Annotated in this window: 11 protein-coding genes and 1 pseudogene; 5 read left to right on the forward strand and 7 right to left on the reverse strand. The window is 23.7% G+C overall.

Features of this window, described 5'->3' with window-relative positions; translation table 4 throughout:
• Positions 1-299 precede the first annotated feature (299 nt).
• From AC6I4F_RS04625 to AC6I4F_RS04650, 6 genes are all read right to left on the reverse strand, one after another.
• Positions 300-935 (reverse strand): IS1595 family transposase, encoded by a 636-nt coding sequence (locus tag AC6I4F_RS04625; RefSeq protein WP_497874591.1) that lies wholly within the window; start codon positions 933-935, stop codon positions 300-302.
• Positions 884-1,078 carry a hypothetical protein gene (locus AC6I4F_RS04630; RefSeq protein WP_497874592.1) on the reverse strand — a complete coding sequence of 65 codons (195 nt, stop codon included), beginning with the start codon at positions 1,076-1,078 and terminating at the stop codon, positions 884-886. The genes AC6I4F_RS04625 and AC6I4F_RS04630 overlap by 52 nt, the downstream gene beginning before the upstream one ends.
• A 100-nt stretch (positions 1,079-1,178) precedes the next feature.
• Positions 1,179-1,946, reverse strand: coding sequence for an ankyrin repeat domain-containing protein (locus tag AC6I4F_RS04635; RefSeq protein WP_497874593.1), 768 nt, complete (start codon positions 1,944-1,946; stop codon positions 1,179-1,181).
• An 18-nt stretch (positions 1,947-1,964) separates the two neighbouring features.
• Entirely contained in the window at positions 1,965-2,174 is a 210-nt protein-coding gene (locus AC6I4F_RS04640) for a hypothetical protein (RefSeq protein ID WP_497874594.1), read from the reverse strand.
• A gap of 277 nt (positions 2,175-2,451) precedes the next feature.
• On the reverse strand, positions 2,452-5,175 hold the full coding sequence (gene mgtA / locus AC6I4F_RS04645; RefSeq protein ID WP_497874595.1) for a magnesium-translocating P-type ATPase: 2,724 nt from the start codon (positions 5,173-5,175) through the stop codon (positions 2,452-2,454).
• Positions 5,176-5,764: 589 nt separating this feature from the next.
• Complete coding sequence (locus AC6I4F_RS04650; RefSeq protein ID WP_497874596.1) at positions 5,765-6,193, reverse strand: acylphosphatase; 429 nt, start codon at positions 6,191-6,193, stop codon at positions 5,765-5,767.
• 1,369 nt (positions 6,194-7,562) lie between these two features.
• Here AC6I4F_RS04650 and AC6I4F_RS04655 point away from each other — a divergent pair.
• The 4 genes from AC6I4F_RS04655 (at position 7,563) to AC6I4F_RS04670 (ending at position 9,902) form a co-directional block, all read left to right on the forward strand.
• The gene (locus AC6I4F_RS04655; protein WP_497874597.1) at positions 7,563-7,931 is read left to right on the forward strand and encodes a hypothetical protein; all 369 of its coding nucleotides are present in this window, start codon (positions 7,563-7,565) and stop codon (positions 7,929-7,931) included.
• 470 nt (positions 7,932-8,401) lie between these two features.
• A complete protein-coding gene (locus AC6I4F_RS04660) occupies positions 8,402-8,746 on the forward strand; it encodes a hypothetical protein (RefSeq protein WP_497874598.1) in 345 nt (114 codons plus the stop codon).
• Positions 8,746-8,982, forward strand: a complete 237-nt coding sequence (locus AC6I4F_RS04665; protein WP_497874599.1) for a hypothetical protein — start codon at positions 8,746-8,748, stop codon at positions 8,980-8,982. Before AC6I4F_RS04660 ends, AC6I4F_RS04665 begins: the two co-directional genes overlap by 1 nt.
• A gap of 608 nt (positions 8,983-9,590) precedes the next feature.
• The gene (locus AC6I4F_RS04670; protein ID WP_497874600.1) at positions 9,591-9,902 is read left to right on the forward strand and encodes a hypothetical protein; all 312 of its coding nucleotides are present in this window, start codon (positions 9,591-9,593) and stop codon (positions 9,900-9,902) included.
• Positions 9,903-9,980: 78 nt separating this feature from the next.
• Here the strand turns inward: AC6I4F_RS04670 and AC6I4F_RS04675 are convergent, their stop codons facing one another.
• The gene (locus AC6I4F_RS04675; RefSeq protein ID WP_497874666.1) at positions 9,981-10,448 is read right to left on the reverse strand and encodes a DDE-type integrase/transposase/recombinase; all 468 of its coding nucleotides are present in this window, start codon (positions 10,446-10,448) and stop codon (positions 9,981-9,983) included.
• 89 nt (positions 10,449-10,537) lie between these two features.
• Here AC6I4F_RS04675 and AC6I4F_RS04680 point away from each other — a divergent pair.
• Positions 10,538-11,776 (forward strand): annotated as a pseudogene (locus AC6I4F_RS04680) (IS256 family transposase).
• The last annotated feature ends 9 nt before the right edge of the window (positions 11,777-11,785 follow it).

Consider the following 11,785-nt stretch of genomic DNA (forward strand, 5'->3'; position numbering starts at 1 on the left):
TTATCAGATAAATTTTGATCAGTTTGATATTTTTTGAAATTATGGAAAGCAGTTACTCGTTGTTCTAAAACATCTTTTTGTAATTCATTAAAATTAGGACAATTTGGAAGTTTTTTTAATAGATATTATAATTTTTGAATCAACATATGATAAATCATCTAACATACTATCTACTTCTTCTTTTATCTCATTATCAAAAAGATAATTTTTATTGGCTTTTATCCCTTTATGTACTATTTTTAAATTTTATTACATAAATGGAGATAAAAGCCTATCTAGAAAATTATCCCCACATGTATCTAAATCAAACACAAAATTATAGTTTCAAAACTAGGTATCTTATTGAATTTATATGCAAATGAAGCTGCATATAAATGAATATTGTGTTTTGAAACTTTTATGTGTGTTCGGAAAGTTCGTCGGATTTTTTTTCATGCAGATTCAATCTGGTTTGTGTTTACACCTGTTGATGACACATACCCAACTTCATGATTTACGATTTCATGTTTGTGATAGAAGTTTTTGAAACTTCCATATTCCTTCCAAGAATCCGTAAACAAACAACACCCAGTAGAAATGTGTTTCAATGCAAATCATAAAAGGTTTTTCTCATCTGCTTTTTTCAATACTTTCACAATTAGTTTGTTGCTGGTTTTCTCATAAACTCCAACAATCAAGGTTTTATTCAACAATGATCTTCCTTGTTGAATAAAACCTACATGTGAAAGATACATTTCATCCATCTGTGCTTTGCCATCATTAATGAACCCTGCATCTTGATTCCAAATTCTAGTTCTGATTTCATGACCCATTCTTCAAGCTGTTTTATATGTCACACCCAATTCCCTTGCAACATCTGTTGATGGTATACCATGCTTTGTGTTTATTCATCTAAAGATGAGATAAAACCAAGATGTCAAAGGTGTTTGTGACATTTCAAACATCTTATTCTTCTCAAATCAGAAACATTCAAACTAGAAGAAGCACACCTGATACATTTCATTACTTTCAACTTCGCTATATATTTCAAACAATCGTTTTCATTTTGAAATATGCTATTGAATTCATTTCAATTCATTTTTTCCTATACACTAGTACATGTGGGGATAATTTCCATTATTATTTTTAAAAGGATTACTATCTATTTTGTTAATATCAGTTAATACACTATTAACCAACTAATTAGTAACTTCTTTTAAGTTATATTTAATAGCTAAAGTTCATCAAGTTAATCCTTCTCTAGTTATATAATTATTATAATTACATTCATTTGTTATTAAAAAATCAATAATCATCATTTGATTTCGATTTCGATTTCTTGGTAATTGATGTAATAAATCAATTATCATATCTTCAAATTTAAAAGGTTTTTCATTATTTTTATTTTTAATATCAAAATTAATTTCTAAATCACCATTTTCATTTTTTAATAATAGTGTTTTTATAATTTTTTTATTATTACTTCTAATTGCTCTATGTAATATAGTGTTATTATACTCATCAATAGGTGTATTAATATCAAAATATTTGCAATTTTCTATTATTTCTAACATATCAAAATTGTTGTTTAGGATTGCTATTTCATAAGGTATATTACCATTATCATCTATTTGATAAAAATTAGTTTTTTTGGTGATGGCAAAATTAATTCTAAAATCAGTTTTATTACCTTCTTTAGCAATAATATGTAAAAGATTTTGATTTTTATTATTAACACTATTAATATTAAAATGAGAATTATTTTGAAAATCATTAACTAATTCACGAATTTCTTTATTTGTCGGATATGTATCAACTTTATTAATTTCTTGTATTAATAATTTGCAAAATGGAGTTTCATTTTGCAAATTTACTAAATTGGGATTAACTTGTGAATTATTAATTAGTTGCTTTGCTATATTTTTAAACTCTCCTCCAAGTTTTCAGTCTACAATATATTGTTTCATAATTGCTAAATGTAAAGGTTAATTTCTTTCAATATCTTGTTGATTTAAAAAAATTTTATCATTTTTTTTAAAATTTATTAATTGATTAATAAATTTTATTTTATTAGTTGTAAATTCTATTAATTCACTTGAAGTTTCTCAACCTTCCTCGTGTGGATCATAGTTATATTCATCTTCTATTTCTGCTCCTTCATCTAAATCTAATAAAAAAACTATTATGAAGGGCATTTCTATTGTTATTATCTAAACCAATAACTTCCTCATCACTAATGTTTGGATTATTCATAAAATCTTCAATAATAGAAAATTTAATTTTTTTCTTTTGAAATTGATCAATAAGGTAATTTAATGTTAGCATACTTTTATCCGTTCCTATCTATAATATGAAATTCCTGTTACTTTATTAAAAGTAACAGGAATACAAAAAATTTCTTTAGTTTTAAACTTATTTTTATCATAATTTTTAAAAAAATCCAATACATTTATCTTAAAATTAAAATTTAGTTTACAATCAGCGTTTATTAACCTTTATATATATCATTTTTAATAATTGACTAGCAATGAAATAAACAATGACAACGCCAGCTAAATAAGCATAAAAAATTAAAGGAATTGGTGTTAAACCAATAGTAGCTCCTAATTTTGTATATGGAATACTAATGCCAATAACAGTAATTATAATTGTTGTTAAAAATAGTTGATGAGATGGCATACTTTGAATAAAAGGTACCTTAGAAGTTCGTAATAATTGTACAATTAATGTTTGTGAAGTAACTCCTAAAATAAATCATCCAGTATGAAATAATGATTGTTGATATATGCCAGCAGCACTATTAGGATCTACATTAGCAAAATTAGCAAAGATATGTAAACCGTATCCTAAAAATAAAAAGGTGGTTATATCAAATATTGAACTTAGCGGTCCATTCCATAATGCAAAAGGTAAAATGCTTTTTGCATTTCATTTTTGTGGTTTTTTAATAAAGTCTTCATCAACCCTATCTCAAGGAATTGCTAATTGAGAAATATCATATAATAAATTTTGTAGTAAAATTTGAATTGCCATCATTGGTAAAAAAGGTAATCAAATTGAAGCAATTAAAATACTTAATGAATTACCAAAATTAGAAGAAATAGTAATTTTAATATATTTTAAAATATTACCAAAAGTATTTCTACCACTGATCACTCCTTGCTCTAAAACATCTAAATCTTTTTCTAATAAAATAATATCAGATGCTTCTTTGGCAATATCTGTAGCACTATTAACAGATATTCCAACATCAGCGTGATGCAAAGCAACAGCATCATTAATACCATCACCTAAAAAGCCAACAGTGTGACCATTTAACTTTAAAATATCAATAATTCTTGATTTTTGTAATGGGTCCATTTTCGCAAAAATAGTAGTTTTATTTACTAATGCTTGTAAATGTTGATCATTCATATCTTCAATGTCACTACCTAATAAAGGAATTCCTAGTTCTAACCCCACCTTTTTACAAATTGCTTTAGTAACAATTTCATTATCACCAGTCAAAATTTTAACATCAATTCCGTGTTGATTAAGAGTTGTTATTGCTTTAATAGCACTAGGTTTAGGTACATCTAAAAAGCCTATATATCCTAATAAAACTAAATTAGATTCATCTTCTATTTTAAAAATTGTTTTGTCACTAGCAAAATCTTGATAACCGATTGCAATTACTCGTAAACCATCATTATTTAATTCCGTACTTAATTTTAAAACATTTTCTTTAATTTTATCAGTTAAGGCAATTACTTTCCCTCCAATTTCAACTTTAGTACAAATTTTTAATATTTCTTCTACTGCTCCTTTGCAAATTAAAGTATTATTAATTTTATTTTTTGAAACTACTATTGACATTCGTCTTCTTATAAAATCAAAAGGTATTTCATCAATTTTACGATAGGGCATTTCAACTATTTTATTATGATGAGCTTTAATGTGTTGGACAATTGTTTTATCAATATTATTTTTTAATCCAGTTTGTAAAGAACTATTTAAATATGCCATTTCTAAAACTTTGTTTGATTCAACACCTTCTGGATCTAAGTGTTTAACCAACTCAATTCTATCTTCAGTTAAAGTACCAGTTTTATCAGTGCATAAAACATCCATTGCACCAAAACTTTGAATACTAGTTAAATTTTTAACAATTACTTTTTTATGTGATAATCTAATTGCACCTTTTGCTAAGTTAGCACTAACAATCATTGGTAGCATTTCAGGGGTAATACCAACAGCAACTGATATTGAAAATATTAACGCTGTTAAAATATTATTTTTAGTAATTACATTAACAATAAATATTAATGGTACCATTACACACATAAAACCAATAAGAATGTAAGTAACTTTTTTAATACCTTTATTAAAACTAGTAACAGGACGTTTACTAGTTACTGCACTAGCAATTGATCCAAAATAAGTATTAACACCTGATGCAATAACAATAGCAATAGCACCACCTGAAACAATACTAGTACCCATAAAACATATGTTTTCTAATTCTAGGATACTACTTTTTTTATTATCATCTTTAGTATTAATAGAGTGTTTTTCAACAGGAAATGTTTCACCAGTTAGTGCCGATTGATTAATAAATAGATCGGTTGAAACTAAAATTCGAACATCAGCAGGAATCATATCACCAGAAGATAAGAAAATAATATCACCTGGTACTAAATTTTCAATTAATACTTCTTTTGTAAAATTGGCAACACTATTCAAATCATTAAAATCAATTTTTTTATTTTTATTACTAAATCGAAAAACACTGGCTGTTGTTTCAATTAATTGTCGTAATTTTTCTGAAGATTTATAGGAACGATAATCTTGAAAGTAAGATATAAAAACACTCAAAATAATCATTACTAAAACAATAATAGCACTGTACAAATCAACATTTTTATCAGTATTAGTATCAATAATACTGTAACTAATAAAATTATAGATAACTATTATCATTAAAACAATAATAAAAGGGTTAAAAATATTGTGCATTAATTTTTTGTATCAAACAAATCGTTTATGAGAAAAAACATTTTTACCATATTTTTTAAGTCTGTCTTCTACTTCTTCTTTTTTTAATCCGTACATACTACCATCTAATTGTTGGATAACTTCTTCTTTCGATAGTTGCGAAAATTGTTTAAACATGGTTGTTGTTTTTTGTTCTATATGCTTCTTTTTAAAAAATTGCATTATCAACCAACCTTTCTTCAAACGTATAATTTAATTGTATACTAAAATCAAAAGAACTTTATTTTAGTGAATAAAGTTCTTAAAACTACCAAATATTTAAGAATAATATTCTTTTATTTTCAATAAATAATTTGTATTATTTTAAATACAAATTATTTATATCAAAAATAGGAGTAAACATCAATGATTTAAAGAACCTAGGACTGAGTATTTTTTGGTACATTAAAAGTAATAAGAGAGTATAATATATTAAAATAGTTATACTTCTTTAAATTAAAATACACTTAATTGTTTTAATTTTTACATTTTTTTCAAAAATTTTCTACCTAATAGTTTATTGATCTCTACTATTTCAAAAATTTGAACACAATAAATATTAATTGTTTTTAATTGATTAATATAATCTAATATTAAATTAAGAAGATTAACAAAAGTTTTATAATTATAGAGTTTAGCACAATAGTCTTTAATTGACTTTACTAAATTAAAAACCATTATTTTATTTTATGAACCAAATTATAGTATAGGTTTTGATAATTAATGATTCCAGTTTTATTTTTTTAATGATATAAAAAAATCCGAAACCAAGTTAAAATTTATCTTCTTCTTTTGTTACAACAAAAAAAGTATTATTCTTATAATTATCAGTATTATTAACATAATCTTTTCGTTTTTGAAAAAAGTTATTAGATCTTAAAACTTCCATAAACAACTCAATTGAGTTTTCGTTGCCAATAAAATATATTTCTACTTTATTAAAACCATAATTAGTAAATCAGAGCGCTAATAAAAAATAAGAGAATCAAAAGGTTATATTATCTAATTTAATTTTAGATTCGTCATAATCAAATACACTTTTAATACTACAATAACCCTTATTATCATAAATTATCTTAGTTGATTTTATAAATGTAAATTCATATTTTTCTTCTTCGCAAAAAGACTTAATTATATACCCTGGCTTTAAAAAACATAAAAATCCTATTGGTGGGAAAGGTATTGCAAAAAAAAATATCATCAAAGTTATAAATTGGTAAATTAGCGATAAACATTAAATTATTAGACAATAAGAAAATTCCATAATTATTAAAGTTTAAAGAATCTTTAAATTTTTCAAAACTATTTCTTATATCATTTTTATCTTCAGAAATATTAACGTTTACTAAAAGTTCTGAAAAATTTTTGTAAAATATTTTACCATGTTGATTTATTACCTTACTAAGGGGTTTAATAAAAGTTGATCTAAAAATATTTAAAATTAAAAAATTTCTTATTATTTCTATGTCTTTAATTTTATTTAAACTACAAAATTTATTGATAATTTCTTTTGGGAACGTGTCGAAGATGTCAATAACTAAAAAGTTTTAAAAATAGCTCCTTTCTTTTTTAAACCCTTAAATTAAAAATAATTGATAAAAGACGAGAATAAAATTCTTGTCTTTTTTTGTAATTGTAAAATTTTAAAATTTTTAATAAACCTCTTTAACACTATTATCAACACGTGTTAGGGAACTAAAAAAGTGAACTACAACACAGTTGTTAAAAATAGTAGCTAGAGCATGTGGACTTGCATGGATAAATAAAAAGCGGAGTGATACCTAATAAAATATACTAACCATTTAATGGTAATCCTTGGGGTGGGAGCGGATTGGAAACTAGTATATATAGACCTGCTTAGTGAACCTACTATATTAATTCTATTCTTTATTTAACCAACCTTGCCACTCCCCAGTGAGCAAGTGTTGGTTTTATTTTTTATTTTTTTTAAAAAAGTTTTTTTGGGCGAGAAAATAAATTTCAAACTTGTAAAAAAAAATTGAGCGGTGCCGGTTCAATTAAAATATTAATTTGTTAAACACAAATTAAATAAATATTGAATCAAATGCCTCAATGTTTTTTAAAATTTCACAATTTATTTTTGAGCCCAGAATTTCTGGAATGAATAAAACGAATAGTATTAATAATATAAAAATAAAAATATATATTCTTTATGCTACAAGCAACAGAATATATTAGAAAGAACTATTATGAAAAAGTATTTTTGTTGAACATGTAAACAACATAAATTAGATTATTTATTCTTTAATAATGATGATATAAAAACAAGACAAAACTTTTTAAGAGACAAAAATAATAAAGCAATTTGTTATGACTGTATTTTAAATGTTAGGTTAAGTAGGAGGTATAAATATGAATAAACAAAAACCATTTTTTATAAAGACCAAGAAATTATTAATGAATATAATAAAAAACGTAATCAAGTAATAATAAAAGAACATTTAAATAATATAGAAAAATTAAGAGAAGATTTTAAAAAAGAAGTAATTAATATTCGGATTTATTATTAAATTAAGAGATGAAATTAAAAATGGAGAATTTGATTAATAATGCAATATGAAATAAAGATTGGTATTGACCCAGCTGGTATTGGCAATAACGGAATTGTTATATATTCAAATGAAACTAATAATATTATTTTTCATGAAACATTCCAAGCAAAAACTATTTTAGAATGTAAAAATATTTATAAAAAAAAATTAAAATATTTTAAGAAATTTTTAAATAATAAAAAAGTATTAGTAAGTGTAGAAAATTTTTATTTAAACCCAAAACAATTATTAACCAATTCCTTAGCAACACCTAAAATTATTGGTGCATTAATGGTATTAGTACAAGATATTATGAATTGAGATTATCAAGAAAATATAAAATTAACAAAACATGAACAAGATGCGTATAAGCAAACCCAATTATAAGGAATTATAAAAATGAAAGATAAATCCAATTATGTGAAATTAACAGTAAAACTAAGTAATGCTATTGAATAAAAATATTACGAAAAAGGTAATAAAGAATTATATTATAGTGTTAGAGGTCAATGAAATGGATTAAACTATGTTACTTTAATTTTTAATAACCCAAAATTTTATAAACGATGTATTTTATTAAACAAAAATGATGAAATTATAGTAACTGGTCAAATCTTTAATACTTTAAACATTCCTAAAAATCGTGCATTTTGTTCAATAAATGTTAAATGATTTAAAAAATGAAAAGAGTAAAAAATGATATTATGAAAAATTTTATTAATAGTACCAATATTAATAACAAGCATAACACTAATAATATTGTTAATATTTATTATTAAAGAATTAAAAAATGAATATAAAGTATTAAAAATATTAAGTGAAATTGCTAATTAAATTAAAAATAAGGAGAATAAGTAATGAATAGATGTACATGAACTGAAACAATAACATTTGAAAAATTTATTCATGAACCACATTATGATGAAATTAAAAATGAACAAAGACAAAGACAATGTGAAAATATGACAGATGAGCAATTTGATGAATATTGTAGAGCATATTGTAAAGAACATAGAATTAAAGTTGATGAAATTAATAAATCAAGGCATAAAAATTTTATTAATAAGAAAAAATTAATTAATTTTATTATAACAACTCTAAAAGAAAATAAAGAATCTAATTCTAGTGATTCATTTAAATTAGGAAAAGAAAGTGTTTTATTTAATCTTCAGATTTATATTAATGAAGGAGACTTTGATTAATGATAATATTACCTACTTTATTTGAAAATAAAGATGAAATTGAAATATTATCACCATTTCCAAAAGTAATTCATACAAGTAATGATATTAGAACAATTATTTTAAGACAATACCCAAATGTTAAATCAAAACACATAATTGTTTCTGACCCAGAAAGTAATGTTGCATTAATAGTTGGTGATAATTATGTTTATCAAGGTTGAATTAAAGTAACAATTAAAAAATTAGAAAATTAAAGGAGAACAAATAAATGCAAAAGGAAAAAATTAAAATTAGAAATTATGAATTTGAATTAAATTTTTATGTAGTAGATTCATTATTAGATGTTATAAGAGAACTGATAAAAACAAATAAAGGAGAATAAAATGCCAATATTCAAATTATACTTAATAAATAAAAAATTTGAAAAATGAGATGAAAATGACCAAAAATGGGAAAAAAATAAAAAACAAGGAGAATAAAAACGGAAACAAATAATTATACTTTAACTAAATTAATTAGAACTGGTATAAGTCCTATTTGTGCAATGATAGGTACAAGTGCTTAATATGGTCAAGTAATAGATAATCCAATATTAGGTTCAATTAATAGTTTATTATTTGGTAAAAAATTAGGTTTAGATATATGAAATTTAAATCAAGGACCAAATACTAAAACTAAATTAATTAATAGTAGTAAAAAAATATTATTAGGATTAGGAACAATTGGATTAGCAAATTATAGTAAATGAACAGAAAATAATATTAATCCTATTATTCCTACAACACCAACTCCAATAACTACTAAAACTACAACAGAAGGTCCTCCATGATTATTGTTAAATAAACAAGAAAATCAGTCATTAATGGATTGAGATACTTATATTAGTTTAAATGCTTATGGTATTTCAAATCTTATCAGTGGATTAACTGAATTAATTCCTAATAGATTTGAAACTATTCGTAAAATAGCAAATATGGCTACTGGTGGATGTTTAATATCAAGTGGTGTTGTTATGGGTATTAATAATGATTTTAATAATGCTTATGCAGTACCTACTATAGTTGCAGGAATAAGTGAAATTATTCATAATTTATTGCCTATAGAAATGGAATTGCAACTTTTTTTAGGACTGTTTTTTGGTAGACATTTGTGCTTGGTGTTTTATGGGGGTTAAGTAGTTTAGAGTACTGTGGATTCTTATGTTGTTGTATCAATTGATATAAGCAAATAATTCTAATTTTAATTGGATTAATTATGTAAAATTTTTATCATTAATAAACTCTGTTTTGAAAGTTTTGAAAGTTGCTTCAGCAACAGCGTTATCATAAGGACAACCTTTTTTGCTTAAAGAGCGGGTAATATTGAAGGCTAATAAAACTATTGATAAACTTTTATTATTAAATTCATTACCGCGATCGCTATTAAATATTTGAATATTTTTTAAACAACGATTTGAGCACATAAATGCTTGATATACTAATGATGCATCTTTTTTAGTACCTACACTATGTTCAATAATTTCGCGATTGTACAGGTCGATTAATAAGCAAATATAGTTTCATTTACCATTAATTTGAACATAAGTTAAATCACTAACAATAACTTCATTTTTAAGCCTATTATTAAAGTCTCTATTAACAAGATTAGTAATTTGACTATCATTGACTTTATTATGATAATTTTTGTATGATAATTTAGTGTATTTTGATATTAAAGGTAATGTTTAGTAATCTGTGTAACTTACAAAAATAACTATGTTTAATTAATTCTAGTAAATAAAATTAAATAACTAGAAAGAGTGAGTTACGTATGTCTAAAAAACAAAATATTAATAATAATGATCCAATATCAAAAGCAGTAGATTTATTATTAGAAAATAATGAAGATTTAACAACCGTATTTAAAGAGAGAAGTTTATATAAAGAATTAACAAAAAGATTAGTTGAAAAAATGTTGAATTCTGAAATGCAAAATTATTTAGGATATGAAAAAATTCAACATAATAATAGTGATAATGCTCGCAATGGTATAAATTCAAAAAAATTAATAACCCAACAAGGTAAAATTGAGATTAATGTACCACGAGATCGTAATAGTAATTTTGAGCCAGTAATAGTTGCAAAAAGAAAAAGAAGATTTGATGGTTTTGATCAACAAGTTCTTTCATTATATGTCAAAGGCATGACTTTATCAGATATTAGAATGCAGTTACAAGAGTTATATCATGGTGCTGATATTAGTGAAAGTGTTATTAGTCAAATTACTGATGATGTTATTGATGATGTTAAAGCATGACAAAATCGGCCATTAGAAAGTGTTTATCCGATTGTTTATTTTGATTGTATAGTAGTTAAAGTACGACAAGATAAACGCATTATTAACAAATGAGTTTATATAGCATTAGGAGTTGATTTAGAAGGTAAAAAAGATTTTTTAGGTTTATGAATTAGTGAAAATGAAGGTTCTAAGTTTTGATTATCTAATTTCACAAAAATGAAAAATCGAGGCTTAAATGATATTCTTATTGCTTGTAGTGACAATTTAACAGGAATGTCAGAAGCAATACAATCAGTTTATCCTAAAACCGAACATCAATTATGCATAGTTCATCAAATTAGAAATAGTTTAAAATATGTTTCATACAAACATAAAAAATCACTATTTACGGATTTAAAACCAATTTATAGTTCATGTAGTGAAGAACAAGCAATGCAAGCTTTAGAAACTTTTGAAAGTAAATAAAATAAACAATATCCTCAAATTGCTAAATCGTGATATAAAAATTGAGATAATTTAATGGTTTTTATTAGTTATCCTGCAGAAATCAAAAAAGTGATTTATACAACCAATGCTATTGAATCTGTTAATAGTCAATTACGAAAAGTTATTAGAAATAAAAAAGTTTTTCCAAATGATATGACAGTTTTCAAAATATTTTACTTAGCAATTGAAAATATAACAAAAAAATGAACAATGCCCATTCAAAATTGAAATACAACAATTGCTCATTTTATGATAAAATTTGAAGATAGAATTAATCTAAACTAGTAAATTTGT

The sequence above is a fragment of the Spiroplasma ixodetis genome (assembly GCF_059729505.1).